24 protein-coding genes are annotated in these 25,592 nt (G+C 57.5%); 15 read left to right on the forward strand and 9 right to left on the reverse strand.

Going from position 1 to position 25,592, the window contains the following annotated elements; genetic code table 11:
- Positions 1–26: 26 nt before the first annotated feature.
- The 13 genes from waaF (at position 27) to C2846_RS00820 (ending at position 14,142) form a co-directional block, all read left to right on the forward strand.
- Positions 27–1,073 (forward strand): lipopolysaccharide heptosyltransferase II, encoded by a 1,047-nt coding sequence (gene waaF / locus C2846_RS00760; RefSeq protein WP_119700463.1) that lies wholly within the window; start codon positions 27–29, stop codon positions 1,071–1,073.
- A gap of 3 nt (positions 1,074–1,076) precedes the next feature.
- A complete protein-coding gene (gene waaC, locus C2846_RS00765; RefSeq protein ID WP_119700464.1) occupies positions 1,077–2,138 on the forward strand; it encodes a lipopolysaccharide heptosyltransferase I in 1,062 nt (353 codons plus the stop codon).
- Positions 2,138–3,271, forward strand: a complete 1,134-nt coding sequence (locus C2846_RS00770) for a glycosyltransferase family 4 protein (protein ID WP_119700465.1) — start codon at positions 2,138–2,140, stop codon at positions 3,269–3,271. The genes waaC and C2846_RS00770 overlap by 1 nt, the downstream gene beginning before the upstream one ends.
- On the forward strand, positions 3,271–4,107 hold the full coding sequence (rfaP, locus tag C2846_RS00775) for a lipopolysaccharide core heptose(I) kinase RfaP (RefSeq protein WP_119700466.1): 837 nt from the start codon (positions 3,271–3,273) through the stop codon (positions 4,105–4,107). Before C2846_RS00770 ends, rfaP begins: the two co-directional genes overlap by 1 nt.
- A complete protein-coding gene (locus tag C2846_RS00780) occupies positions 4,104–4,844 on the forward strand; it encodes a lipopolysaccharide kinase InaA family protein (RefSeq protein ID WP_119700467.1) in 741 nt (246 codons plus the stop codon). The genes rfaP and C2846_RS00780 overlap by 4 nt, the downstream gene beginning before the upstream one ends.
- Complete coding sequence (locus tag C2846_RS00785) at positions 4,841–5,617, forward strand: lipopolysaccharide kinase InaA family protein (RefSeq protein WP_080049667.1); 777 nt, start codon at positions 4,841–4,843, stop codon at positions 5,615–5,617. The genes C2846_RS00780 and C2846_RS00785 overlap by 4 nt, the downstream gene beginning before the upstream one ends.
- On the forward strand, positions 5,614–7,038 hold the full coding sequence (locus tag C2846_RS00790; RefSeq protein ID WP_119700468.1) for a lipopolysaccharide kinase InaA family protein: 1,425 nt from the start codon (positions 5,614–5,616) through the stop codon (positions 7,036–7,038). Before C2846_RS00785 ends, C2846_RS00790 begins: the two co-directional genes overlap by 4 nt.
- Positions 7,039–7,109: 71 nt before the next feature.
- Positions 7,110–8,843 carry a carbamoyltransferase family protein gene (locus tag C2846_RS00795; protein ID WP_119700469.1) on the forward strand — a complete coding sequence of 578 codons (1,734 nt, stop codon included), beginning with the start codon at positions 7,110–7,112 and terminating at the stop codon, positions 8,841–8,843.
- Between the two features lie 10 nt (positions 8,844–8,853).
- A complete protein-coding gene (locus C2846_RS00800) occupies positions 8,854–9,999 on the forward strand; it encodes a glycosyltransferase (RefSeq protein ID WP_080049670.1) in 1,146 nt (381 codons plus the stop codon).
- Complete coding sequence (locus C2846_RS00805) at positions 9,966–10,847, forward strand: DUF6625 family protein (RefSeq protein ID WP_080049671.1); 882 nt, start codon at positions 9,966–9,968, stop codon at positions 10,845–10,847. Before C2846_RS00800 ends, C2846_RS00805 begins: the two co-directional genes overlap by 34 nt.
- A gap of 30 nt (positions 10,848–10,877) precedes the next feature.
- Entirely contained in the window at positions 10,878–11,840 is a 963-nt protein-coding gene (locus C2846_RS00810) for a glycosyltransferase family protein (protein ID WP_119700470.1), read from the forward strand.
- Positions 11,841–11,855: 15 nt separating this feature from the next.
- The gene (locus C2846_RS00815; RefSeq protein WP_119700471.1) at positions 11,856–12,950 is read left to right on the forward strand and encodes a glycosyltransferase; all 1,095 of its coding nucleotides are present in this window, start codon (positions 11,856–11,858) and stop codon (positions 12,948–12,950) included.
- Positions 12,940–14,142 (forward strand): O-antigen ligase family protein, encoded by a 1,203-nt coding sequence (locus tag C2846_RS00820; protein ID WP_165443740.1) that lies wholly within the window; start codon positions 12,940–12,942, stop codon positions 14,140–14,142. Before C2846_RS00815 ends, C2846_RS00820 begins: the two co-directional genes overlap by 11 nt.
- Positions 14,143–14,182: 40 nt before the next feature.
- Here C2846_RS00820 and C2846_RS00825 read toward each other — a convergent pair whose 3' ends face one another.
- The 3 genes from C2846_RS00825 to cysQ are packed head-to-tail and all read right to left on the reverse strand — an operon-like array spanning position 14,183 to position 16,366.
- Positions 14,183–14,884 carry a CatB-related O-acetyltransferase gene (locus C2846_RS00825; RefSeq protein WP_080049675.1) on the reverse strand — a complete coding sequence of 234 codons (702 nt, stop codon included), beginning with the start codon at positions 14,882–14,884 and terminating at the stop codon, positions 14,183–14,185.
- The gene (locus C2846_RS00830; RefSeq protein ID WP_205890077.1) at positions 14,881–15,528 is read right to left on the reverse strand and encodes a lipopolysaccharide kinase InaA family protein; all 648 of its coding nucleotides are present in this window, start codon (positions 15,526–15,528) and stop codon (positions 14,881–14,883) included. The genes C2846_RS00825 and C2846_RS00830 overlap by 4 nt, the downstream gene beginning before the upstream one ends.
- Before the next feature lie 25 nt (positions 15,529–15,553).
- Positions 15,554–16,366, reverse strand: coding sequence for a 3'(2'),5'-bisphosphate nucleotidase CysQ (cysQ, locus tag C2846_RS00835; protein ID WP_080049676.1), 813 nt, complete (start codon positions 16,364–16,366; stop codon positions 15,554–15,556).
- An 80-nt stretch (positions 16,367–16,446) separates the two neighbouring features.
- Here cysQ and msbA point away from each other — a divergent pair, with 80 nt between their 5' ends.
- Both msbA and hldE read left to right on the forward strand, forming a co-directional pair.
- Positions 16,447–18,231, forward strand: a complete 1,785-nt coding sequence (gene msbA, locus C2846_RS00840) for a lipid A export permease/ATP-binding protein MsbA (protein ID WP_119700473.1) — start codon at positions 16,447–16,449, stop codon at positions 18,229–18,231.
- 47 nt (positions 18,232–18,278) lie between these two features.
- Entirely contained in the window at positions 18,279–19,709 is a 1,431-nt protein-coding gene (gene hldE / locus C2846_RS00845; RefSeq protein WP_095625101.1) for a bifunctional D-glycero-beta-D-manno-heptose-7-phosphate kinase/D-glycero-beta-D-manno-heptose 1-phosphate adenylyltransferase HldE, read from the forward strand.
- A 16-nt stretch (positions 19,710–19,725) separates the two neighbouring features.
- On the opposite strand, the gene C2846_RS00850 is transcribed toward hldE, so the two are convergent.
- From C2846_RS00850 to C2846_RS00875, 6 genes are all read right to left on the reverse strand, one after another.
- Positions 19,726–21,150 carry an ATP-binding protein gene (locus C2846_RS00850; protein ID WP_119700474.1) on the reverse strand — a complete coding sequence of 475 codons (1,425 nt, stop codon included), beginning with the start codon at positions 21,148–21,150 and terminating at the stop codon, positions 19,726–19,728.
- The gene (locus C2846_RS00855) at positions 21,147–21,824 is read right to left on the reverse strand and encodes a response regulator (protein ID WP_080049680.1); all 678 of its coding nucleotides are present in this window, start codon (positions 21,822–21,824) and stop codon (positions 21,147–21,149) included. Before C2846_RS00855 ends, C2846_RS00850 begins: the two co-directional genes overlap by 4 nt.
- 88 nt (positions 21,825–21,912) lie before the next feature.
- Positions 21,913–22,518, reverse strand: coding sequence for an outer membrane beta-barrel protein (locus C2846_RS00860; protein ID WP_080049681.1), 606 nt, complete (start codon positions 22,516–22,518; stop codon positions 21,913–21,915).
- Positions 22,519–22,643: 125 nt separating this feature from the next.
- Positions 22,644–23,516 (reverse strand): metal ABC transporter ATPase, encoded by an 873-nt coding sequence (locus C2846_RS00865; protein WP_080049682.1) that lies wholly within the window; start codon positions 23,514–23,516, stop codon positions 22,644–22,646.
- A gap of 35 nt (positions 23,517–23,551) precedes the next feature.
- Positions 23,552–24,349 (reverse strand): aldo/keto reductase, encoded by a 798-nt coding sequence (locus C2846_RS00870; protein ID WP_119700475.1) that lies wholly within the window; start codon positions 24,347–24,349, stop codon positions 23,552–23,554.
- Positions 24,346–25,521 (reverse strand): FAD-dependent oxidoreductase, encoded by a 1,176-nt coding sequence (locus C2846_RS00875; protein WP_119700476.1) that lies wholly within the window; start codon positions 25,519–25,521, stop codon positions 24,346–24,348. The genes C2846_RS00870 and C2846_RS00875 overlap by 4 nt, the downstream gene beginning before the upstream one ends.
- Positions 25,522–25,592: the final 71 nt, after the last annotated feature.

A 25,592-nucleotide genomic window follows, 5' to 3' on the forward strand; every position in this document is an offset into this window, starting at 1 on the left:
AGCTTCCAGCCTCTAAGCGGCTTTATATGAAGATCCTGATTATTGGTCCCAGTTGGGTAGGCGACATGGTGATGGCGCAGACGCTGTTTGTCTGCCTCAAGCAGCGCCATGGCGAGCAGTGCCTGATCGATGTACTGGCGCCCGAGTGGAGCCGGCCGATTCTCGAGCGGATGCCCGAGGTCAACCAGGCGCTGAGCTTTCCGCTCGGCCACGGGGTACTGGAGCTGGCGACCCGCAAGAAGATCGGCAAGTCCCTGGCTGGTCAATATGATCAGGCAATTCTGCTACCCAACTCGCTGAAGTCGGCCCTGGTGCCGTATTTTGCCAACATTCCCAAGCGTACCGGCTGGCGCGGCGAGATGCGTTACCGGTTGCTCAACGATATCCGCAAGCTCGACAAGCAGCAGTATCCGCTGATGATCGAGCGCTTCATGGCGCTGGCCTTTGAGCCGGGCGCTGCTCTGCCCAAACCTTATCCACGCCCGCAACTGCGGATTGAGCCAGCCAGTCGCGCGGCGGCATTGGCCCGGTTCGGCCTGGAGCTGGATCGCCCGGTGCTGGCGCTGTGCCCAGGCGCCGAGTTTGGTGAGGCCAAACGCTGGCCGAGCGAACACTATGCCGAGGTCGCGGACGCCAAGGTCCGCATGGGCTGGCAGGTTTGGCTATTCGGTTCAAAGAACGATCATGCTGTGGCCGAGGATATTCGCAGCCGGCTGATTCCTGGGCTGCGTGAGGAGTCGGTCAACCTCTGTGGTGAAACTAGCCTGGCCGAAGCTATTGATCTGCTGTCCTGCGCGACTGCTGTGGTCAGTAACGATTCCGGGCTGATGCATGTTGCCGCCGCGTTGGACCGACCATTGGTGTCGGTTTACGGCTCGACTTCGCCACAATTCACCCCGCCGCTGGCTGAACAAGTGGAAATCGTGCGCCTGGGGCTGGAATGCAGCCCCTGCTTTGACCGGACCTGCCGCTACGGTCATTACAACTGTCTGCGTGAACTGCCGCCGCAACAGGTCATAGACGCGCTGGATCGTCTGGTAGGTGATCCGCTGGCCGATCCGCTGGATGCCTGATTGATGCGTGTGCTACTGATTAAGACCTCCTCCATGGGGGATGTCATCCATACTCTGCCGGCACTGACCGACGCCCAGCGGGCGATTCCCGGTATTGCCTTTGACTGGGTGGTTGAGGAAGGCTTTGCCGAAATCCCCGCCTGGCACCCGGCGGTGGCCGAGGTCATACCGGTCGCGATTCGCCGCTGGCGCAAGAGCCCGCTGAAAACCTGGCGCAGCGGCGAGTGGGCACGCTTTAAACAGCGTCTGGCCGGCCAGCGCTATGATCTGGTGATCGATGCCCAGGGCCTGCTGAAAAGCGCCTGGCTGACACGCTATGCCCAGGCCCCGGTGGTGGGGCTGGATCGCCACTCGGCGCGTGAACCATGGGCCAGCCGGTTTTATCAGGACAAAAAATCAGTAGCCTGGGGGCAGCATGCGGTCGAGCGAGTGCGCCAACTGTTTGCCCTGGCGCTGGGCTATCCGTTGCCGGCCGGCGTTGGTGATTACGGCCTGAACCGGGCCCGATTGGCTGGTGAGCCGCAGGGTGAGCCTTATCTGTTGTTCCTGCACGGCACGACCTGGGTTACCAAACATTGGCCTGAGCTGTATTGGCGGCAGTTGGCCGAGCAGGCCGTCGCGGCCGGCTGGCAGATACGCCTGCCCTGGGGCAATGACCAGGAAAAGGCTCGGGCCGAACGCATCGCCGCTGGTTTGCCAGGCGTGTTGGTGCTGCCCCGGCTGAACCTTGCGGGGGTTGCCCGGGTATTGGCTGGCGCCAGCGCCTGTGTAGCCGTGGATACCGGGCTGGGGCACCTGGCCGCCGCGCTTGATGTGCCGACCCTGTCCTTGTTCGGTCCGACCAATCCGGGCTTTACCGGTGCTTACGGTGCCAGCCAGCAACACCTGGCCAGCGACTTTGCCTGTGCGCCCTGCTTGAAGAAAACCTGCAGCTACCAGCCAACCACCGACGACAAGACCCGGTTCGACCTGACGCGGGAACAGCCGCTATGCTTTACCCGGCTCGCGCCGGAAACCGTTATGCGCCGTCTGCTCGAACTGTTGGCGAACAAGGAATCTCTCTGATGCAACTGGCTTTTCTGCTGTACAAGTACTTTCCCTTTGGCGGTTTGCAGCGTGACTTTGTCCGGATCGCCCAGGAATGCCAGCAGCGTGGGCACAGTATTCGTGTCTATACCCTGAGCTGGGAAGGTGAGGTGCCCGAAGGCTTTGAGCTGGTCAAGGTGCCGGTCCGGTCGCTGCTCAATCATCGCCGTTATGCCAAGTTTACCCGTTGGGTCCAGGCGGATATGCGCCGACGGCCGGTAGATCGGGTGGTTGGTTTCAACAAGATGCCGGGACTGGATGTGTATTACGCGGCCGACCCTTGCTATGAGGACAAGTCGCGCCATCTGCGTAAAGCGATGTATCGCTACAGTCCGCGTTACCGGCATTTCTCTGCCTACGAACGGGCGGTATTCGATCCGCAGGGCAAGACCGAGCTCTTGATGATATCGGCCACTCAGCAGGAGTTGTTCAAGCACTACTATGCAACCCCCGCTCAGCGTTTTCATTTACTGCCTCCGGGGATCTCGCCCGATCGCCGCGCGCCTGCCAATGCGGAACACTTGCGCCGACTGGCGCGTGAGCGCCTGGGGCAGGAGTTCGACCTACCGGCCGATGGCCTGTTGCTGGTACAAATCGGTTCGGATTTTTATCGCAAGGGTCTGGATCGCAGTATCCAGGCCTTGGCGGCCTTGCCTGAAGCGCTGCGGGTGCGTACTCGCCTGGTGGCGCTGGGGGCCGATGATCCAGCCAAAATGCAGGCGCTGGCCGACCAGCATGGCGTTGGCAAACAGGTATTCATGCCCGGTGGTCGTAAAGATGTGCCGGACTTTCTGCTGGCATCCGATCTGCTGCTGCATCCGGCTCGTCATGAGAATACCGGTACCGTGCTGCTGGAAGCGCTGGTTGCCGGATTACCGCTGCTGGTGACCGAAGTCTGTGGCTATGCCCATCATGTTCTGGATGCCGACTGTGGCCTGGTGGCGCCTGAGCCCTTCGATCAGGCCGGCTTCAATCGCCAGTTGGCGATGATGCTGGGCGATGATGCTGCCCGGGCCCGCTGGCAGGCCAATGCACTGCGCTATGCCGGGGAACAGGATCTTTACAGCATGCCGCAGAAGGCGGCTGACGTTATCGTTGGGGCTGCCGTCTGATGCCCAGGCCGCTGAAGCCCGGCACGCTGGTTCTGCACGAACCGTTCGCGCGGCTTTGGGCCGACAAGGACCCCTTTGTTGAAGTCGAAGCACTGGATGGCGAGATTTTTCGTGCCCTGGAAGGCCGGCGTACCTTGTGTACCCGGGTGGAAGGTGACGACTATTTCGTCAAGATTCATCGCGGCATTGGCTGGGCCGAAATCGCCAAAAACCTGTTGCTGCTGAAAAAACCGGTGCTAGGTGCGGCCCAGGAATTGCGGGCGATTGAGGCGCTGACCCGGGCCGGGGTCGCCACCATGACCGCAGTGGCCTTTGGCGAACGCGGCGCCAACCCGGCGCGCCAGCACTCGTTCATCATTACTCAGGCCCTGGCCCCTACCGTCAGCCTGGAGGATTTCTGTCGGGACTGGCCGACCAATCCGCCGTCGCCAGCGCTCAAGCGCGCGCTGATCGCCCGGGTGGCGGATATGGTGGGGCGCATGCACAGGGCCGGAATCAACCATAGAGATTGTTATCTGGTGCATTTTCTTTTGCATACCGAGCCGGCGCCGACGCCGGACTGCCTGCGGGTTTCGCTGATCGACCTGCACCGTGCGCAAATTCGCGATCGGGTGCCCGAGCGCTGGCGCAACAAGGATCTGGCAGCGCTGTATTTCTCCGCTCTGCAAATTGGTTTGACCCCGCGCGACAAGCTGCGCTTTCTGCGCTTGTACTTTCAACGCCCCTTGCGTGAGGTTCTGGACTCCGAGGTTGTGCTGTTGCGCTGGCTGGAAAAGCGTGCCGACAAGCTGCTGGATCGCTGGTACCGACGTTTTGCTCCAGGTGCCGGACAATGATCAAGTGGACGCTCAACCCGGAATACGCAACCGGGCACAGTGGTCTGGCGTTTGCCGATCTGGATAGCGTGTTTGCGCTGGAAGGCGAGTTCATTACCCGCGACCCGTTGAGCACGGTACACCGGGTATGGATTGGAGATCGGCATTACTACCTCAAGCGTTATCATGCCGCAGGCAAGCATCTGCGCCGTTACCTGGGCCGGCCACGCGTGGTTGCCGAGTGGGAGAACCTGCTCAGCTTCAAGGCCTGGGGGATTCCGGCGGCGACTGTCGTGGGCTTTGGCATGGAGCGGCGAGCGGGGCTGTTCGTGCGTGGCGCCATGATCACCGAGGCGCTGGACAATACCACGGACCTGGCCCGACTGGCCGAACAGCAGGCCGACTGTTTCAAGGACCCGGTATGGGTGCGTAGCGTCTGTCATCAGGTTGCCCATGCTGCGCGGATGATGCATGACCAGCGCTTTGTGCATAACGACTTCAAGTGGCGCAATATTCTGGTTGACCCCAAGGCGCGGGTATACCTGATCGATTGTCCTGCCGGTGCATTCTGGTGGGGGCCGATGCTGCGTTACCGAATCATCAAGGACCTGGCTTGCCTGGACAAGCTGGGCAAGCTGCATTTCACGCGTAGCCAGCGTTTGCGCTTTTATCGTGATTACAGTGGCAAACAACGGCTGGACGCCGCCGACAAGCGTTTTATTCGTCGGGTGCTGAAATTCTTTGAGGGACGCGAATGAGCGCTTTGCCTTTTATTGCGGTAAATGCCCGGGATATTTTGGCCCGTCATGGTCTGGATACGTTTCAGGCACTGTGGGAGCTGAAGCTGGATGCGATCGATGAGCCCAATGTCAATCGCGGTGGCTGGAGCAGTGTTTACCGTCTGGAGCTGGAGGGCGCTGATGGCCAGCTGCAGAGCTTTTATCTCAAGCGTCAGGATAATCATCTGACCCGTAGCCTCCAGGCCCCATGGGGTGAGCCTACCTTCGCCCGTGAGTTTCGTTACATTCAGGCCTACGCCCGGCATGGTGTGCCGGCGCTCGAAGCAGCGTTTTATGCCGAGCGACGTGAGCCGGGACATCGCCAGGCCATTCTGCTGACCCGGGCGCTGGATGATTATCAGGATGCCGACGACTGGTATCAGCGCTGGCCAACCTTGGGCTGGGCGGCCAGGCACGATCTGGTGGTGGCGACCGGTGCTTTGGTGCGGGCGCTGCATAATGCCGGAATGGTGCACAACTGCTTGTATTTCAAGCATATTTTCCTGAAGGTTGATGGCGATGGCGCTGGTGCGCGGTTGATTGATCTGGAAAAGACCCGCCGGGCCTGGCGTGGTCAGCGAGACTTCGTTGCCGATCTGGAAACCCTGTTGCGGCGCAGTGCGCCACTGCCGCGGACTCAACGGTTGCGTTTCATGCTGGCCTATACCGGCAAGACCAGGGTCGATGCCGAGGTTCGTCAGTTGATCGCTGACATCGCACGCAAGCATCAGCGCAAGGAGCGGCGGCGGTGATTGATACCCGGCAGCTCAGAGCTTATGGGCGTCGTCCGCCGCAACCTCTGAGCCTGACCCTGGATGATGGGCGCTCACTGCAGATTTTGCAGTGGCTGCGGATTTTGCCCGGCAAGCGGCTGGTAGGCCAAGCGCTGCTGGACGGCGAGCTGGTGCTTGCCAAACTGTTCATTGCCCATGGCGCTGAGCGTCACTGGTCACGCGAGAAACAGGGCGTTGAGGCCTTGCAGCTCAAGGCAATACCAACCCCGGGGCTGGTTGCCAGTGGGCGGATTCCGGGCGGCGGTCATTACTTGCTGACCCGCTTTCTATCCGGTGCTCAAACCCAGCAACAACGCTGGGAGGCACTGAGTTCCAGCGAGCCAGCCAGTGCCGAAGCACAGGGTCTGGTTGCCGAGGTGGTAGCCATGTTGGCGCGCATGCATGCGCAGGGACTGACCCAAAGTGATCTGCACATGGGCAACTTTCTCTGGCACCAGGGGCAGTTGTATGTAATCGATGGCGATGCTGTCAGCGTACAGTCTTCCAGCGAGGCGCTGAACGCCCGGGATGCGGCGGATAACCTGGGGGCCTTTTTCGCCCAACTGCCGGTGGCCTGGGAAGAGCAACTGGAACTGCTGCTGGTTGGCTATCTTGGGGTGAACAGCGCGCGTGCGATAGATCCTCAGCGCGTGCTTCAGGCGCTTGAGCGCGGGCGCCAATGGCGTTTACAAGACTATCTCGGCAAGGCCTTGCGTGATTGCAGCCTGTTCAGCGTCCGACGCAACTGGTGGCGATTTCTCTCGATCAAGCGTAGCGAAAGTGCCGAGCTGCTGCCGGTTATGAATGAGCCTGATAGTTTGTTTGACAGTGAGCCGCTGCTCAAGGATGGGGGTAGCAGTACCGTGACACGTTTTACGCGGGGCGAGCGGACGCTGGTGGTCAAGCGCTACAACATCAAAAGCCTGGGGCACTGGTTGCGGCGCTTCTGGCGGCCGAGCCGGGCCTGGCATTCCTGGTTGGCTGCCCACCGCTTGCAATTTCTCGACATCGCTACGCCAGCGCCGCTTGCCATGTGTGAGAGTCGCTTTGGTCCACTGCGTCGGCGCGCCTGGTTGGTGACTGAGTTCTGTCCCGGGCAGGACTTGCTAAGCCTGTTCGATCCAACGGGGCAAGAATTGCCTGCACCAGAGCAGTGCCAGGCGTTGCTCAAAGTCTTTTCCGAACTGGCCCGCCAGCGTATCAGTCACGGCGACTGCAAGGCCACCAATCTGCTGTGGCACCAGGGCCGGGTCTGGCTGATCGATCTGGATGCCATGCAGGCCCACTCCAGCGAAGCCGCTTGGCGGCGGGCCTGGGCCGAGGATCGGGCCCGGTTGATTCGCAACTGGCCTGCGGGCAGTCCGCTGGGGCTCTGGCTGGATGAACAGTTGCCGCGCTGAATGCGGCACGCCTCGGCATATCCGTGTAAAATCCGCTTTTTACTGACAGTTCGCACTGAAGAGGGACTCCTGTGGCACTGACCATCCTCGGACTTTCCGGCGCTTTGAGCCATGACCCGTCCGCCGCACTGTATATCGACGGTAAACTGATCGCGGCAGTGGAGGAAGAGCGTTTCGTACGAGACAAGCATGCGAAGAATCGCATGCCCTACGAATCGGCGAAGTTCTGTCTGGAGCAGGCGGGTATCAAGCCTGAAGACGTGGATATCGTCACCATTCCCTTTGCCCCGATCAGTATTTTTGGCCCGGCTCGCTGGAAATACGCCAAGCGATACTGGTACGCCCCGGATCGTGCGCTGGATGCCATCTTGATGGGCAATCGGCGCTTCAAGCGTTACAAGAAACGCATCGAGTGGTGTCTGCAGCAACTGGGCTTTGACCTGAAGAAGGTCAAGCTCGAGCCGGTTGAGCATCACCTGGCGCATGCCTCCAGTGCCTATCACTGCTCGGGATTCCAGGAAAAGACCGCAATTCTCGGTATTGACGGCAAGGGTGAGTACGCCACCACGTTCTTTGGTTATGGCGAAAACGGCAAGATCCACAAGATCAAGGAGTTCTTTGATCCGGATTCGCTGGGCGGTCTGTATGGCGCGCTGACTGAGTACCTGGGCTTTGAGATGCTCGATGGCGAGTTCAAGGTCATGGGCATGGCGCCCTATGGTGATGCCGCCAAATACGACTTCTCGCGGCTGGCCAAGTTCGAGAATGGCGAGCTGATCATCAATACCGATTACGCCAACGTGATTGGCTTCCGCCGTTACAAGGAAAAGGGCAAGGGCTATTACTTTTCGCCCAAGCTGATCGAATGGCTTGGGCCCAAGCGCGAAGGCGACATCGCCGACGATCCCTACATCCATTACGCCGCCAGCATGCAGGCCCTGTTCGAGAAGCTGGCGCTGGAGATGATGGAGTACTATCTGGGCGACATTCTGCGTGAAACCGGTCGTATTGCCTTTGCTGGTGGCTGTGCGCTGAACGTCAAGCTCAACCAGCGCATCATCGCGCGCCCCGAGGTCAAGGAGCTGTTCGTTCAGCCAGCGGCTGGGGATGCCGGTACTGCCGTAGGCGCCGCAGCCTATGTCTCGGTCAAAAATGGTGTGCCGGCCGAGAAGATGGAGCACGTCTATCTCGGCCCCAGTTACAGCAATGAAGATGTCATTGCCGCCTGCGCCCGTCATCCGAACAAGCCCGAATGGAAAAAGCTCGACAACGTACCTGAGTACATTGCCGAAGTGCTGGCCGAGGGTAATCCGGTGGCCTGGTTCCAGGGTCGCATGGAGTTTGGTCCGCGCGCCCTGGGTGGTCGCTCGATCATCGGTTGCCCGAGTTTCAAGGGTGTGGCCGATCGCATTAATGAACAGATCAAGTTCCGCGAGCGCTGGCGCCCATTCTGCCCGTCGATGATCGACACGGTAGCGCCGCAGATGCTTAGCGTTGATCATCCGTCGCCGTTCATGACCTTTACCTTCGAGGTCAACGAGGAGTGGAAAACCCGTGTGCCGGAAGTAGTGCACGAGGACGGCACCGCCCGTGCTCAGGTGCTTAAGCGTGAATACAATCCGCGTTACTACGATCTGATGAAGGAACTGGAGCGCCTGACCGGCAACGGGGTAGTGCTCAATACTTCGCTGAACCGCCGTGGCGAGCCGATGGTCTGCTCGCCGACTGACGCGTTGAACATGTTCTACGGCTCGGATCTGCAGTATCTGATCATGGAAGACATCCTGGTCTGCAAGGTAGCCTGAGGAGATCCGCTTGAGTAATCGGGAACAGTGGGTACTGCAGTTCTGCCACTCTTATTACGGCCCTTTTACCGACTGCGCCCGCCAATATGCCGTGCTGTTCAAAAACAGCGGATATAAGGTCGCGACCGTGTATCTGTCTGGACAGCCGAATGCCGAGGTTGAGCAGGGCTCGGCCTCGGACGAGGTGATCTTCCTTGGTTATGAGCCAAAGGACATCAAGGGCCTGAAGCTGCGAGCGATGCGAGATCTGCGCCGTCTGACCCGTCAGCGCGAATATGCCTTCTGCATTGCCCATCGCTTCAAGCCGATCTACATCGCTTTGCTGGCTACTCGTTTACCAGTGGTGGGCATCCATCACTCCTTTGGCGTTTACAATCGCTGGAACCGACGCTTTGTCGTCAACCGTTTCCGCAAGCGCCTGCTGTTGCTGGGAGTGTCCGACGCGATTCGGGACGAGGTTCGCACCGATCTGCGTAACTGGCCGGAGCAGCGGGTGCAGCGCCTGTATAACCGCATCGATCTGGCTGCCGTGCAAGGCGATCAGGTCGAGCGGGAGCAGGCCCGGGAACACTTGGGGCTGCCGCAGGATGCCTGGGTGGTAGGCAATGTTGGCCGCCTGCATCCAGACAAGGATCAAGATACCCTGATTCGCGGTTTTGCCGCGGCCCTGCCGACCCTGCCGGCCAATAGCCTGCTGGCGATCATGGGCAGTGGTCGGCTTGAAAGCCGGCTCAAGGCGTTGGTGAGTGAGCTGGGGCTTGAGGACAAGGTGCTGTTTCTCGGTCAGGTTAAGCACGGCCGACGCTACTTCAAGGCTTTCGATGTATTTGCCTTGAGCTCCGATCACGAGCCATTCGGTATGGTACTGCTGGAAGCCATGGCTGCTGGAGTGCCGTTGATCAGTAGCGACTGCGGCGGTGCCCGTGAAATTGTTGCCGGCCTGGGGCCGCTGTTCCCGCTGGGCGATGTCCAGGCGTTGGCAGGGTGTCTTCAAGCGGTAGCAGGTCTGTCACCCCAGGATCTGGAAAGCAAGCGCCAGGCGATGCTGACAAGCCTCAATACCCACTACACCGACGACGCGGTTCGTCCGCTGTTTTTTGATCTGTTGCAGGAGAGTGGGCTATGCAAGCTACCGCACCAAGTATCCTGCTCCTGATTCCCTATTTTGGTCAGTGGCCGTTCTGGATGCCGCTGTTTCTGAAAAGCTGCGAGCACAATCCGGATATCAACTGGTTGTTGATAGGGGATTGTGGCGAACCTGAGGGGCTGCCGGCTAATGTCCGCTACCGCTACTCGTCCTTTGCCGATTATTGTGATTTGGTGTCTGAACGGCTTGGGCTGAACTTCCACCCGACTAATCCCTATAAGCTTTGTGATCTCAAGCCGGCCTATGGCTTTATCCATCAAGACGATACCCAAGGGTATGATTTCTGGGGATTTGGGGATCTGGATCTGATTTACGGCGATTTGAGAGCCTATTTCACGGCGGAGAAACTGAAGCGATACGACTTCTTTTCGACCCATGAGCGGCGAGTCTCAGGGCATTTGTGTGTGATGCGCAATAACGAGCATTTCAGAACCTTGTTCTGGCGCATTTCTGATTTCCGCAAGCGGATTGAGGATCATCAGCATCATGCTCTGGATGAAGGTGGTTTCACCCGGCTGTTCCTGTGGCGCAAAAACTTCCCTAAGCCTTTGTTCAAATTTGTTGGTCTGTTCAACCCTCTGCGGCGAGTTGCGGAGTTTCGTGAGGCGTTCAGTACTCCATACGCAAAAGTGGCATGGATTGATGGCGGGTATGATTTTCCGCAGAGGTGGTATTGGAGTGCAGGGCATCTGACCAATGACACGAGTCAGACAAGGGAATTTCCTTATTTCCACTTTGTTGTCTGGAAGAGTCTCTGGAAACATGGCAAGACTGGAGACGCTGCGCACATTACTCGTTTGGCTAGTGATGAGTGTTGGAGTGTCGATAGCGAAGGCTTTCACTCGCGTGATGTTTAAGATGCGTTGCACGCAACGCGGAGCTTGCCAATGAAAATTCTATGGCTGATCCAGAGTTATGAGGTCCATGCGTTCGAGGTGCTGGCTGATGCGCTGGCGCATTACGCAGAGGTCGAGCTGGTTCGTTTGACTGCTGAGGACCAGGATCGTCTTGGCGTGACGCTCAAGCGCTTTGACTTTTCCGCTTATGATCGAGTGATGACTATTCTGCGGACGAAAAAGGAAATGCGTCAGTGGCGTGCTTTTCGGGCCATCCCCAACCTTGTCATCTTTGAATACGATTCCTGTCAGAACTACATGCCTGGCGGCAAGTATGAAGGGAAGTTTTCTCGTCATTACCGTCGCCTGGGTGGACCCCGTTTGATCGTCTCTGGGGCGCAAGTGGCAGACCGGCTTAAGAGCGAAGGGTTTGAAGCCCACTTCATGCCCAAGGGCTATGATCCTCGTGTCATTCAAAATAGTTGCGGAGTCAGGGATATTCCGCTGGCATTTGTTGGTCGCTTAAAAGCCAATATGTACAAGTCGCGTAAAGACTTTATTGAGGAACAGGCTAAGCGGCATGGTCTACAGGTTCTGCAAACTGCGCCTGGCCAGGCTTATGCGCAAATGTTGTCCCGGATACAGATTTTTGTTTCTGCTGACATTGGTCTGGGTGAATACATGGCAAAAAACTTCGAGGCCATGGCGGCAGGATGCCTGTTGCTAACCTACAGCCAGGGAGAGGTAGAAAATCGCGCTGTCGGTTTTGAAGACATGAAGAATGTAGTGCTATTCAGGAACCAACAGGAGTTTGATGAGCGCCTTCAGTTGCTGCGCGATGAGCCTGGCTTGCTGGAAAAGATAGCTGAAGCAGGAGCAATCCACGCACGCGAGGCGTTTGCTTATGACCGTATGGGCCAGAGGCTGTTTGAGCTTTTGGAAAAACCATTGACTCCCAGAGCCCAAGTGCGAGGCTGGCGTAGCTATCTGCCGAGTTTCCTGGGCGGGTACTGAGGCCAGCTTATTTATATGCGTGTGATCAATATCATGTGGTCGTTTGGCTCTGCCTATGCCTCCGTGCATAAAGTGCATACTCAAATTCTGGAATTGTTACCGCCTGGCTCTTTGATAGAAAACTGGGTGCTTCAGGGGGAGCCGGATGAGTCACCTAATATTCCTACATATCAATGGAATTGGCCAAAATGGAGGTTGAAGCCGAAAGGGGTTGGACTGCTGATGCTTTTTGCCACCAGAGCAAAGCTGGTAAAGCGCCTTAACGAGTCGAAGCCTCAACTGCTTTTGGTCGACGGGCTAGGAACAGCCAGACTAATACTGCCGCTATTACTATCCAGGCCAGGGCTACAGGCTCGTGTGCTATTCCATGGTAAGACTCGAATTCGTGGGGGGGACAGGCGTTTATTTCGCCAGTGTGCTGAACAGGTCAAAGTCGTTGCAGTGTCACATGACCTGGCGGAGGAGTTGGAAGTTGCTCTGGGGGTGCCTGTCACCACGATTGTTTCGGCATTTGACCCGGTCAAAAGCAACGCACAGATGCTTGGGCGTGATGAAGCACGCCGTAGGCTTGGCGTTGAGGCGACGGATGTACCTGTGTTGGGAGCTGTTGGTCGGCTGGTCGAGAGCAAGGGGTTTGATACGATTTTGTATGCGCTGGGTTTAATCAGACAGCGTGGTGGACGGTTCAAACTACTGATCATCGGTGATGGGGAGCGGCGTGATTACTTGAGTGAGCTAATCAGTAAGCTTGGGCTGGCTGACGATGCTTTTTTGCCAGGACATATACCTGAAGCCGAGCATATCTATCGTGCTTTTGACATTATGCTTATCCCTTCTCACAAGGAAGGGCTTGGTCTGGTGTTACAAGAAGCTGTGATGGCAGGGGTTCCGGTGTTGGTCAGTGATATTGCGGTTTTCAGAGAACAGTTGGGTCCAGTCGGGCCTTATCTTGCGGTGCGCGATCCACAGGAATGGGCTGCTTGTATCGAGAAACTGTTGCATGAAAAAGGGTTCGATCAATTGGCTGCTGAGCAACGTGCTCAGTTAATGCCGACTGGCGCGTGGCGCGAGTTTTGTAATGCCTGGAGAGCGTTGTTGCATGTCGAATGACAGTGCCTGTTCTAATAGTGTAATGGGTTTATCAGTACGTAAACTGGAACTTCCGCACTGGTTGGCCATTTGGTTGCTGATAGGTGTAGCTTGGTTTCTGGTAGCTGTAGCTTGGATGCCTACCAATAAGCTATATCAGCAAGGCTTGGTTGCTTTTTTGTGGTTGCCAGCGCTACTTACGGTTTTTGTAAGACCTGCGTTTTGTATTGAGCTGGTGCGCGCCAACAAGTTTTTAATGCTGACTTTTGCTGGTCTTTTCGTCTGGTCCTCTATCAGTCTATTGATTGCTGAGCCGTCGCTATTTTTAAAAGAGTTGAAGCGACAGTTGTATGTGGGTTTTTTCTTGCTGGGTGTGGCGGCATTTGTTCGTCATAATGAGCGGCTGGCTTATCAGACTCTAATTTTTGCTGCACTGCTATTAGCTTTGGCTGCAGTTGTATCTACCGTGGACTTTTATGTCTTGCAGGGATATCCGCTACGGCTGCGTCTACAGGGTATCGGCCAGTTGTCCCATCCAATTTTGGGCGGCTATGTCATAGGGTTGGTTGCGGCCTGGCTAGCGTGTGGCCGGGTCAATCTCTGGGTTAGGTTATTAGCACTGGTTGTATTACTGGTCTTTATGCTTTTGACCCAAAGTAGAGGTGTTTGGCTTGCATTTCTGGCGGTTTGCGTTCTCATGCCACTCTGGCAGTCTTCCCGACGAGGATGGCTGCCATTAGTGCTGTTAGTGCTTGCTGGTGCTCCATTATTTTTTGTTTTTATTGATGTTGTTCTGGCTCGAGGGTTTTCTTATCGTCCAGAAATTTGGGTTAAAAGCTTGGATATGATTAGTCTTGCGCCTGTTTGGGGTGTTGGTTTTGCTGCTGATTACCATATTGTTGGTGGGGGCGGAAAGGTATTTGATCACTCTCATAATTTGCTGCTTCATGTGGCGATTATGTCTGGTATCCCGGCTGTTCTGATGTGGTTGACTATTTGGGCAGGGGTCGCCTGGCAGGGGTGGAGGCACCGTAAAACACCTTTGGGCAGTTTGCTATGTGCTTCTGTAGTATTTTCTAGTGTGGCCTGTCTGTTTGACGCATCCAGCCTGTGGGGAACACCCAGGCCTGAATGGTTTCTGACATGGCTACCTTTGGGGATTGCGTTGGGTTTGGGGCGTACATCTGTACCAGCCGCGGTCAGCCAGACCTGATGTGTAGCTAGCTTTTATTGTGAATATTGAGGATCGGCCTTTACTTTAGCTCGTGGCAGTGAGTTCGTCTCACCTGTATAAGTGGGTATCGGGCCTTGGGGAGTGTCTTTGTCTCTAGAGCTTTAAGGAATGCGGTAGGGTCATCCATTGGCAGCTCTCTTAATGACAGCGGTTCGATATTCCACCACTCGGAAGCAAGTAAGCGCTCTATCAGTTCGGGACTAAATCGTTTTTTTATCTCTCTGGCGGGATTGCCTCCGACAATGGTGTATGGAGGAACATCTTTGGTCACTACTGAGTTGGCGGCAATGATGGCGCCTGTGTAAATTTTGACTCCGGACATGATGACGGCATTTCTGCCTACCCAGACATCGTGCTCGATTGTCGCAGGCTCCGGGGTTGGCTGATATTTTAGGTTGGTTTCTGTGTACGCGAACGGGTGGGTTGTTACCCAATGAAGTGGGTGAGCATTTCGCTGTAATCCGATGAGAGCATTGTTACCTATGGAGCAGTAACGTCCAATGCTTTCGACCTCCTGAAGCAGGCTGCCGCTTCTGATGTAGGTGCGGTAGCCTATTTTCAGCAGTGCTGTATCGAGTTCTACGTTGCCAAGGGATACTTCAGGCTCCAATATGATGGTGGCTTTTTGGGCAATTGAGTTGATCCCTCTGGAAATCTTGACTCCTCTGTGACGAAGCCAGCGTTTCCAGTAGTAGTCCTTGAGTTTTTTCAGTGCTTTCATGCTGTCGGTTTTTTTTGTTCTTGAATGGCTGCTGAGTTATTTTTTCCTGATTGGCCTTTAAGTAAGCTTACGATTTGTTCCCTGCTTTGCTGGTCCCACTCTTTTGTATATCTGAATAGGTGCTCCATGTTTCGGCGTCGTAAGCGTGCAGACAGGGTCTTTCCAGTGCACTGCATGTCGGAAATATCTATCAGTCCTAGCCTGCCTTGAGGTGTCAGTACAATGTTGCCTAGGTGCAGCGAGCGAAAATAAACGCCGTGGTCATGTAGCTCCCGGATAAAGTCGGCTAGTCTTTTTATTAAGCTGGTAGCTAAGGATCCCCGGTTAGACTCGGCCATTTTGCGGAGAGTTTCACCTTCCAATGGCAGATAGTGCACCACTGAGCGGTAGGGCTTTTTCAGTTTGTAAAGCTGTATCACCTTAGGGCAGGGTATTCCCAGTTTTTCCAGTTTGACAGCATTAGCAGCAAAGCGCTTGGCTGGCGGGAAAAGTACAGTCTTAGAAAACCAGCTTTTGCGCCGAAACAGCTTCAAAAAGGTGCCGTCTGCCAAACGCAGGACTTTCACTCCGTGCCCGTCTTGTTCGAGGACTTCTGCGGTGTTGAGCCAGGTTTCGTACTGTTCGCGGCTAAGCGGTTTCATCATTGTGGCCGTTGGCAAAAGGCCTAGTCTAACGCAAAACGTGGGTCTGGTCCGCGTTCAGCCAATCCGGATGCAATCCAGCGCACACGATGAAATAGGGATTGAGCAGCGTGTCATGGCGCTGGTTGTAGCGCAGCGGCTGCAGTTCGGGCCAGCTCAGTACCTGACCTCCGGCTGCTTCAACCACGGCCTGGGCGGCGGCGGTATCCCATTCGCTGGTTGGCCCCAGGCGCGGATACAGATCGGCCTGGCCTTCGGCTATCAGGCACAGTTTCAGGGAGCTGCCCATGCTTACCAATTCGGCATTTGGCAGTCTTTGCAGAAACTTGTGAACCGCTTCGCTCGCGTGTGAGCGGCTGCCTACTACTCGCCACATGGCGCCGGCGCTTGGTGTCGTGGCGACCCGAATTGCTACCTGGTTGCCATCGGCCAGGAGTTTATAAGCCCCGGCCCCTGATTGGCCGGCATAGGTTACCCCCAGCGCCGGCGCATGGACCACTCCAGCTACCGGGATGCCGTGTTCAATCAGGGCGATGTTGACGGTGAACTCACCGTTACGCTTGATGAATTCCTTGGTGCCATCCAATGGGTCGACCAGCCACAGTTTCGGCCAGCTGTGGCGTTGAGCTATTTCCTCGGCTGTCGATTCTTCTGAGAGTACCGGAGTGTCGGGGGTTAGTTGGTTCAGGCAGGCAAGGATGTGCTGGTGCGCCGCCAGGTCCGCCTCGGTCACCGGACTGCTGTCGTCCTTGTGAGCAACATCGAAGCTGCGTTGATAGACCTGCATGATCTGTTCGCCCGCTTCCTGGGCGATGCGCACTATGGATTCAAGCTCGAACATCCCGACCGTTTCCTGTAAAAAGCATGGAATCTACATGGCCTATGATAAACTCTCAAACCTTCTCGTAACGTGATGTGCTCATGTCTGAACAGCAGCCCGAAAGCTTTATCCGCTCCAGTGCACGCATTTATCTACGCCTGCTGGGTTATGTGAAAACCTATTGGGTGGCGTTCGCCATCAGTATCCTGGGCTTTACCATTTTCGCTTCGAGCCAGCCAGCCATGGCCTGGATGCTTAAGTATTTTGTCGATGGCCTGACAGAAGGTAGCGATGCGCTGTTTTTCGGCATTCCGCTATTGTGGGGTTTCCCCCTGTTCATTATCGCTGTGGCGTTCTACCAGGGTGTTGGCTCCTACCTGGGTAATTACTTCCTGGCCAAGGTATCTCTGAGCGTAGTCCATGATCTGCGCACTAACCTGTTCAACAACCTGCTGACGCTGCCCAACCGCTATCTGGACAATCACAACTCCGGTCATCTGGTCTCGCGGATTACCTTCAACACCACCATGGTCACTGGCGCTGCTACCGATGCGATCAAGGTGGTGTTCCGTGAAGGCATGACGGTTATTTTCCTGTTCGGTTATCTGTTGTGGATGAACTGGAAGCTGACACTGGTGCTGATGGCGATCCTGCCGGTGATCGGTCTGATGGTGACCAGTGCTAGCAAGAAATTTCGCAAGCAGAGTAAGAAGATCCAGACAGCAATGGGCGATGTCACCCATGTATCTTCGGAAACCATCACCGGGTATCGGGTGGTGCGCAGTTTTGGTGGTGAGGAGTATGAGCGCGAGCGTTTCAATACCGCGAGCGAAGCGAACCGTGACCGTGGCCTGAAAATGACCCGTACCGGTGCGGTATTTACCCCGAGTCTGCAACTGGTGACCTACAGTGCCATGGCCGTGGTGATGTTTCTGGTGCTGTTCCTGCGCGGGGATGCGACCGCAGGTGATCTGGTGTCCTACATCACTGCTGCGGGGTTGTTACCCAAGCCGATTCGTCAGTTGTCCGAGGTCAGCGCCAATATCCAAAAGGGGATTGCTGCGGCGGAGAACATTTTTGAGCAGCTTGATGAAGAGCCGGAAGTCGATCACGGTACGGTGGAGCGTGAGCGGGTTGAAGGGCGGGTCGAAGTCCGTAACCTGAGCTTCAGTTATCCGGGAACCGACAAGCAGGTACTGGAAGATATCAATTTCACCGTCGAGCCCGGTCAGATGGTTGCGCTGGTGGGCCGCTCAGGCAGCGGCAAGTCGACTCTGGCCAGTCTGATTCCGCGCTTTTACCATCATGCCGCCGGGAAGATTCTGATCGATGGGGTGGATGTCGAGGATTACCGGCTGCGTAACCTGCGTAAACATATTGCCCTGGTAACCCAGCATGTGACCCTGTTCAATGACAGCATTGCCCGAAATATTGCCTACGGTGATCTGGCCGATGCGCCGCGTGAAGCCATTGAGGCTGCAGCCGAGGCCGCTTATGCCAGTGAGTTCATTGGCAAACTGCCCAAGGGGCTGGATACCCTGGTAGGCGAAAATGGCGTGTTGTTGTCCGGTGGTCAGCGTCAGCGCCTGGCAATTGCCAGGGCGCTGCTCAAAGATGCCCCTATTCTGATTCTGGATGAGGCAACCTCGGCGCTGGATACCGAGTCTGAGCGGCATATTCAGGCAGCGCTGGATCGGGTGATGCAGGGGCGCACTACGCTGGTAATTGCACACAGGCTGTCGACCATTGAGAAGGCCGATGTGATCATGGTGATGGATCAGGGCCGGATTGTTGAGCAGGGTAGCCATGCTGAACTGCTGGCGCGCAATGGTTACTATGCCCGCCTGCACAGTATGCAGTTTCAGGATGAGACTACGTCTGCCTGAGCCTGTCCGATGTTTGATAGACCAAGAGCAAGCAAGAGAGAATGCCGATGAAAGTATCCATGCCCCGTTTTGACTCGGCCCCGGTTCTGGTGGTGGGGGATGTCATGCTGGACCGTTACTGGCACGGGCCGACTCGGCGGATTTCTCCGGAGGCTCCGGTACCGGTGGTCAAGGTTGATCAGATCGAGGATCGCCCTGGTGGCGCTGGTAACGTGGCGCTGAATATTGCAGCCCTGGGTGCGCCAGCCTGGTTGGTTGGCGTGACCGGGGACGATGAGGCGGCTGCCAAACTGAGTCAGCGCTTGGAGGCTGCCGGTGTCTATTGCGCGTTTCAGAAGCATCCTGAGCAGCCGACCATCACCAAATTGCGGGTCATGAGCCGGCATCAGCAATTGATCCGGGTGGACTTTGAGGAAGGCTTCAATACCGATGCTCCGGCGCTGCTGGCGGAAGTGAGTCGGCTGCTGGACGGGGTCAAGGTGATGATCCTGTCTGACTACGGCAAGGGGGCGCTGGTCAATCATCAGGCGTTGATTGCTGTTGCTCGTGAGCGCGGTATTCCGGTGCTGGCTGACCCCAAGGGCCAGGATTTCTCCATCTACCGCGGGGCCAGTCTGATTACGCCCAACCTGTCCGAGTTCGAGGCGGTGGTTGGGCATTGCAACAGTGAGCAGCAACTGGTCGAGAAAGGACTGGCGCTGATCGATGAGCTACAGCTTGAGGCCTTGCTGGTGACTCGCAGTGAGCAGGGCATGACCTTGCTGCGCAAAGGCGAGGCGCCGCTGCATTTGCCTGCCCGGGCGCGCGAGGTATTCGACGTTACCGGTGCCGGCGATACCGTGATCTCGACCCTGGCAACAGCGCTGGCGGCGGGTGAGGATTATCCCCAAGCGGTAGCTTTGGCCAACCTTGCGGCGGGTATTGTGGTTGGCAAGTTGGGAACGGCAACCGTCAGTGCTCCGGAACTGCGCCGCGCTGTGCAGCGTGAGCAGGGCAGCGAACGCGGTGTGCTGAGTGTCGAGCAACTGCTGGTAGCGATTGAAGACGCTCGTGCCCATGGCGAGCGGATTGTCTTCACCAACGGCTGTTTCGACATTATCCACGCTGGCCATGTCGGTTATCTGGAGGAAGCCCGCAGTCAGGGTGACCGGCTGGTCGTAGCGATCAATGACGATGCTTCGGTAACCCGGCTCAAGGGGCCTGGGCGGCCGATCAATAGTGTGGATCGGCGCATGACCGTATTGGCCGGTCTGGGGGCGGTGGACTGGGTGGTAAGCTTTGCCGAAGACACGCCCGAGCAGTTGCTTGAGCAGGTACGCCCGGATGTACTGGTCAAGGGCGGTGATTACAGCGTCGACCAGGTTGTGGGGGCGCCGATCGTCAAAGCCTACGGCGGCGAGGTCAAGGTGCTTAATTTCGTCGAAAGTTGTTCCACCACGGCGATTGTCGAGCAGATCCGCAAGACCGAGAAAAGCTGAGCATATCTCTACTGATCTACCTGGGGCGTGTCTGGCGTCGGCTGGGGCGCCCCAGTTGGTACCAGGGTGCGCCGCCGAACTCGGCAAACAGCGCACCTTCGATCGGCAGCCGAATCAGGAACGCGGCACCACCCAGTTCGGAGTCGCCCAGGCTCAGTTCGCCGTCATAGCTTTCAATGATGTCCTTGACCACTGACAGACCTATCCCCTGGCCAGGATGTTGGGTGTCCAGGCGCTCACCCCGGCGCAGAATGCGTTCACGCTGATGTTCGGGTACGCCCGGACCATCATCTTCAATACGCAGCTCGCAGGCGGTGTCGGTATAGCGGGCGCTGACCCGGATCTGATGCAGGCAGAGTCGGTAACTGTTTTCCAGCAGATTGCCCAGCAGCTCCATCAAGGCACCTTTTTCCATCGGCACCCAGAAGCGTTCACTGAATTGCTGATGCAGCACAACTCGTTTGCCGTGATAGACCTTGTTCAGGGTTCCACTCAGTAGCTCAAGCAGGGGGGCGAGCATGACCCGGTGTTGTATCAGGCCGCTTTTGCGCAGGCTTGCGCGTTGTAGTTGGTAACCGATCTGTTGGCTCATACGCTCAATCTGGCCGTTCAGAACCTTGGCCTGTTCGCGCTGCTGCGGCTGGTTGCTCAGGGTTTCGGAAACGCCCTGCAATACTGCCAGAGGGGTCTTTAGGCTGTGGGCCAGGTCACCAAGTGTGTCGCGATAGCGCTCACGCTGACGGCGTTCGCTGTCGAGTAGGCGGTTGAGTGAACGGGTCAGGCGCAGTACTTCATGTGGGTGTCTGTCACTGAGCCGCTCACGGCCACCGCTCTCGATCTGGTCCAGCTCCGCGCGCAGGTTCTTCAGTGAGCGCAGTGCCCAGGTCAGACCCAGCCATAACAACAGCAGTAGTACCAGCAGGCTGGCGCTGAGCCAGCGGTAGAGCTGTTTCTGGAAATCGCGAAACAGCGAGCGAAACTCGCTGGTTGGCAACATGGTGATGAAACTGAACGGCAACTCATGGTTGTCGTTGAGGTGCAGTTCGACGTCGTAGACGTAATATTCCCGGCCATCTCGATTGCTGATGCGCAGAAAGTCGGTGACCCCGCCATCGTAACGCGGGATGTAGTCGATCTGCTGACCGGTGGCCGAACGTGATTGCCAGATGAGGTTGCCGTCTATATCGAAAATGAAGCCGAGCAGTTTGGCTTCGGGCAGGTTGAATTCCTCATCAGGCAGCTTGTCGGGCATACGCAATTGCCCGTCTTCAAGCTGGGCGGCACTGATCAGGCTGTTGGCGTCGGCGGCCAGGCGCTGGACTATGACCTGCTCCAGAGTCTGATTGAAGGCACTTTGCAGTACCGGGAACAGAGTCAGCATGAACAGTACAGCTAGCAGGGCGGCGCCCGCCATCAGCCGGGAGCGCAGGGAGCGAATCATCGGCAGCGCTCGGTAAACAGGTAGCCCTGACCGCGGATGGTCTCAATAGGTTTGAGCGAGCAGGCGGCTTCCAGCTTGCGACGCAAGCGTCCGACCAGGACTTCGATGACATTGGGGTCGCGTTCCTCGTCATCGCTGTAGAGCTGCTCCATCAGCCGCTCCTTGGCCACCACCTGCTGATGATGACGCATCAGGTATTCAAGAATCCGGTACTCATAGGCGGTCAGGGCCAGTGGCTCCTGGTCGACGCTGGCCTGTTTGCGGTTCAGGTCCAGGGTTAGCGGGCCGGCCTGGATGCTGGCCTGGACGAAGCCAGCCGAGCGGCGCAGCAGCGCGTGCAAGCGGGCTTCCAGCTCTTCGAACTGGAAAGGTTTGACCACGTAGTCGTCAGCGCCGGCGGACAGCCCTTCGACTTTGTCTTGCCAGTTGCCGCGAGCGGTCAGAATCAGGATCGGCAGGGTCTTGCCCAGGCTGCGCAGTTGGCGTATCAGGTCCAGGCCGCTCATGCCCGGCAGGCCGAGGTCGACGATGGCCAGGTCGTGATTGAATTCACTGGCCTGGTAGAGAGCTTCTTCAGCATTGGCCACGGCATCGACGACGTGGCTGGTTTCGGTAAAACGGGTGGATAGGTGGTGGCGCAGCAGGGCTTCATCTTCCACCAGCAGCAGTTTCATGTTGCCTCCCGTTTCAGCCTTTGTTTCAAACGGCAAGGCCTGCCCGTGGGATCGGGCAGGCCTGCTGACTTGCTTGGGTACCGGGGGGTTAGAACTGGTAGTTCACACCCAGGTAAGCCAGTTCACTGCTGTGCAGCTTGGCCGAGCCCTGTTTGCCTGCAGTCCGGGAGCTCAGTTCGGTGCTGGCGTTGCTGCGCAGGTAGCGGTAGCCGCCCTCCAGCGATACGTTAGGGGTCAACTGCTGGAGGATGCCGGCCTGCAGACCTGCAGCATAGCCGATATCGCTATCACGCTTGAAGCCTTTGGACTCCTGTTCGAGTTTTACCGCACCCAGCGTGGCGCCACCGAACAGACGGGTGCTGTCGGTAATCGGCAGGAACAGGTCGTAGCTACCGAGCAGGTTCTGCTGACGCAGCTTGTACTGGCTGGCGTAGCTGTCGGACAGGTTTTCGTAGGTGGCGTAGAAACGGCCGCGCTCATTGATCTGGCCGGCGCGCAGGCCCCAGGTCCCGGTGTTATCGATAACCTTGTCCAGGTTGGTATTGCCCAGGTTCTGCTTGAGACTGTCGGAACGCTGGATGTTGTTGCTGGTTTCGCCCCAGGTCAGGCCGACGAAGGTGTCATTGGCATGGGCGGCAACGCTGGCGAAGGCCAGGGTGGTACCTACAGCAAGGGTCTTCAGGGTTGTTTTCATGATTGCCTCTCCGTTGGGGTCATATGCTTGCTACGGGAGACATCTTGCCCAAGTCTTGCTGAACCGGGCCTGAACTCTTCCTGAACCTCGGCTGAACAGCACTCAGTAATACCGCCAGGAAGTGATTACAGGCGTTCAAGGCCGTCAGGCCAGGGGCTGCGTGGTTGGTCGATGATCCAGCCCCGCTGCGGCGCCAGTGCTTCGCTGAGCCACAGGTGCTTGGGGCGGCGGTTGACCAGTTCACCCTGCTCCAGGCTGAATAACTGGCCATTTGGCCGGCCATTTTCGATTTCGACCAGGAACAGTTCCGGGCGTCGGTAGTCGATGCTGGCGATCAGTTGGCCATGGTTGTCGAGGTACTCGTCGGCATGCAGGGCCGTCAGTTTGCGGCAGCGATCGGGCAGATCGATACGCATCTGATAGACCAGTTGCAGTGAATTGGTTGGCAGGTGGACATAGGCTCGTGGACGCTCGATCAGATGCAGTTCGCGGCACAGCACCGGGCGGGTTGCACCACTGTGCGGAGTCAGTTCGAAGTTGAGCTTTTCATACAGTGGCAGAGTCTCGGCATAGGGGGTGGGTAACCAGGTGCCCTGATAGCAGCCCTGCAACCATCCGCGCTCGGTTTCCAGCAGTAGTTCCTCGGCGATCTCAGTCATCACCGTGAGCATCGGGATGCGCAACTCGTGGGCCGGCACGTACCCGGAAATCAGCTTGAGTACGTTGTCGCCATGATCCGGGCGCTCCTGACGGACCAGTACATGAAAGCTGCGGCCTTGCCAGTGCAAAGTCAGATCGACCGAAACGCCGAGGTTAGCCACGGTCAGCTCAAAGTTATCGGGATCATCAATCTGGATGGGCTGACGCAAGGCCTGCATTTCGGAAAAGCTCAGGGGGTTGCCGACTGGGGTATAGCACAGCACTTCGGGTGTGGCCTTGACGTGGATGGCCTGGGTTTTGAAAACCACCGGATTCTTGCGTGCAATGATGCGCGACATCAGCATCCCCCTTTGTTGTTTGTATTGTTGCGGTTTTAGCGCCCAAGCACCTCAATAGCCGTGGCCACGTTCTGTTCTAGATGGTGCGGATTGATGGTGCCGATGATGGCACTGCCGACTGCCGGGTGGGCGAACACCAGTTCCAGGCCCTTGGCGACCGGGTCTTCACCGTGCAGGCAAAGATGACCACTGGCCAAAGCCTTTTTGATCAGGATGCCCTTGTTGTGTGACAGGGCGAAGTCGAGTACCGGACGTTCGGCTTGTTCGTTGAGGTTGTAGGTAACCATGGCGCAGTCGCCTTGTTCCAAGGCGCGGATGCCACCCTCAACGGTTTTTCCAGAGAAGCCATAGGCGCGGATCAAACCCTCGCGCTTGAGCTGGGCCAACGTCGGATAGACCTGATCATCCAGCACAGTCTGATCATCTCCGTTGGAATGCACCAGTACCAGGTCCAGATAATCGGTTTCAAGGCGTTGCAGCGAGCGCTCGACTGAGAAACGGGTGTGCCGGGCGGAAAAGTCGAAGGCCGAGTGGCCGTTCTCGAACTCTTCGCCAACCTTGGTGCAGATCACCCAGTGTTGGCGCTGGCCACGCAAGAGAGGCCCCAGACGCTGCTCGCTGATGCCGTAGGCCGGGGCGGTATCGAGCAGATTGATACCCAGATCGCGAGCCAGATCCAGCAGGGCGCTGGCTTGCCGGTCATCTGGCAGCTCAAAGCCGTTGGGATACTTGACTCCCTGGTTGCGGCCCAGCTTCACGGTGCCGAGCCCAAGCGGGGAGACCTGCAGCCCGGTGCTACCCAACGGTCTGTGGAATACACTCAGGCTGTTCATCGAAAGCAACTCTCCCAGGCAGGTGCGGCGACGCTGGGGGGAGTCAATTCATGTTGGCTGACGCTGGCCTGCGGGGTAATCGCCTGGCGCGCCAACTGTTCTATAACCAGATCGCTGAGATTGGGCGCCAGAGCCAGCTTGGTTGGCCAGCCGATCAGCGCGTTGCCGATGGCTTGCACGTAGGCGCTGTCAGGGCGCACCAAGCCGCTCTGGGCGGGCTCGGCGCGATTGACCTCCAGGGTGGCCCATTGGCAGGCACTGAGATCGACCCAGGGAAGCAGCTCCGTGAGCTCGTTTCGGGCCTTGGTGATCAGGTTATCGGCACTCTGACCAACCCCTTGTTCGGCTAATTCACCGCCCAGATACCAGCACCATTGTCCGTCGCTACAGGGGTGGGTTGTGATGGTCAGGCGTGGTTTTGGGCTGTTGCCCAGGCAGTGGGCATAGAGCGCCGGCAGGGCCGGGCCCTTGACCAGTACCATCTGAAGGGGGCGGCGTTGCATGCGTGGTTCGGATACACCCCAGTCGCTCAGCAGCGCCTCATTGCCCTCGCCGGCAGTCAATACATAACGCTGGGCCCGGATTTTGCCACCCTGCACCTGCACGCTACTGATTTCGCCGTTGGCGCCGCGCTCGATCTGCACGTGGCTGTCGGCGATCAGGCTGCCGGCACCCAGTTCGGCCAGTTGCTGGAGGACGCTGGGCACATCCAGCACCAGTTCATCCAGGCGGTAGACCTTGCCCTTGAACGCCCGGTTGGCGAATGCCGCAGGGAGCTGCTCACCTTTGACAGCTTCGACCCGGCCACGCAGGGCCTTGCTGGCGAAAAATCCGGCCAGATTGCTGATCAGGCTGCCCGGTGACCACAGGTAGTGATGTTGCGACAGCAGACGGGCACCACGCAGATCCAGTTCGCCCTGCCCCTGCAGACAGGCACGCCAGCGAGCGGGCATGCCGGAAATGGCTTCGGCTGCGGTGGTCAGGCTACCGTGCAGGGCATATTTGGTGCCGCCATGGATGATGCCTTGGGACTTGACGCTCTGGCCACCACCTAGTGCGCCGTGTTCGATCAGCAGGGTCTGAAAGCCCTGCTGGCGCAGGCGAGCGTTCAGCCAGAGGCCGGCGATGCCACCGCCGAGGATGCAGATGTCGGTTTCCAGCGTGGTGCTCATGGGCTCCAGGTTCTTTAACAGCAAAAGAGGGAGCCTAGTATAGACAGGGACAGCTGCCGAGGTCACATCTG

This window comes from Pseudomonas jilinensis (genome assembly GCF_003586265.1).
Taxonomy (GTDB): domain Bacteria; phylum Pseudomonadota; class Gammaproteobacteria; order Pseudomonadales; family Pseudomonadaceae; genus Halopseudomonas; species Halopseudomonas phragmitis.

Coding starts and splice junctions, on each gene's coding strand:
- waaF (WP_119700463.1), top strand. CDS start 27: ATGAAGATCCTGATTATTGGTCCCAGTTGGGTAGGCGACATGGTGATG.
- waaC (WP_119700464.1), top strand. CDS start 1,077: ATGCGTGTGCTACTGATTAAGACCTCCTCCATGGGGGATGTCATCCAT.
- C2846_RS00770 (WP_119700465.1), top strand. CDS start 2,138: ATGCAACTGGCTTTTCTGCTGTACAAGTACTTTCCCTTTGGCGGTTTG.
- rfaP (WP_119700466.1), top strand. CDS start 3,271: ATGCCCAGGCCGCTGAAGCCCGGCACGCTGGTTCTGCACGAACCGTTC.
- C2846_RS00780 (WP_119700467.1), top strand. CDS start 4,104: ATGATCAAGTGGACGCTCAACCCGGAATACGCAACCGGGCACAGTGGT.
- C2846_RS00785 (WP_080049667.1), top strand. CDS start 4,841: ATGAGCGCTTTGCCTTTTATTGCGGTAAATGCCCGGGATATTTTGGCC.
- C2846_RS00805 (WP_080049671.1), top strand. CDS start 9,966: ATGCAAGCTACCGCACCAAGTATCCTGCTCCTGATTCCCTATTTTGGT.
- C2846_RS00810 (WP_119700470.1), top strand. CDS start 10,878: ATGAAAATTCTATGGCTGATCCAGAGTTATGAGGTCCATGCGTTCGAG.
- C2846_RS00815 (WP_119700471.1), top strand. CDS start 11,856: ATGCGTGTGATCAATATCATGTGGTCGTTTGGCTCTGCCTATGCCTCC.
- C2846_RS00820 (WP_165443740.1), top strand. CDS start 12,940: ATGTCGAATGACAGTGCCTGTTCTAATAGTGTAATGGGTTTATCAGTA.
- C2846_RS00825 (WP_080049675.1), bottom strand. CDS start 14,884: ATGAAAGCACTGAAAAAACTCAAGGACTACTACTGGAAACGCTGGCTT.
- C2846_RS00830 (WP_205890077.1), bottom strand. CDS start 15,528: ATGATGAAACCGCTTAGCCGCGAACAGTACGAAACCTGGCTCAACACC.
- cysQ (WP_080049676.1), bottom strand. CDS start 16,366: ATGTTCGAGCTTGAATCCATAGTGCGCATCGCCCAGGAAGCGGGCGAA.
- msbA (WP_119700473.1), top strand. CDS start 16,447: ATGTCTGAACAGCAGCCCGAAAGCTTTATCCGCTCCAGTGCACGCATT.
- hldE (WP_095625101.1), top strand. CDS start 18,279: ATGAAAGTATCCATGCCCCGTTTTGACTCGGCCCCGGTTCTGGTGGTG.
- C2846_RS00850 (WP_119700474.1), bottom strand. CDS start 21,150: ATGATTCGCTCCCTGCGCTCCCGGCTGATGGCGGGCGCCGCCCTGCTA.
- C2846_RS00855 (WP_080049680.1), bottom strand. CDS start 21,824: ATGAAACTGCTGCTGGTGGAAGATGAAGCCCTGCTGCGCCACCACCTA.
- C2846_RS00860 (WP_080049681.1), bottom strand. CDS start 22,518: ATGAAAACAACCCTGAAGACCCTTGCTGTAGGTACCACCCTGGCCTTC.
- C2846_RS00865 (WP_080049682.1), bottom strand. CDS start 23,516: ATGTCGCGCATCATTGCACGCAAGAATCCGGTGGTTTTCAAAACCCAG.
- C2846_RS00870 (WP_119700475.1), bottom strand. CDS start 24,349: ATGAACAGCCTGAGTGTATTCCACAGACCGTTGGGTAGCACCGGGCTG.
- C2846_RS00875 (WP_119700476.1), bottom strand. CDS start 25,521: ATGAGCACCACGCTGGAAACCGACATCTGCATCCTCGGCGGTGGCATC.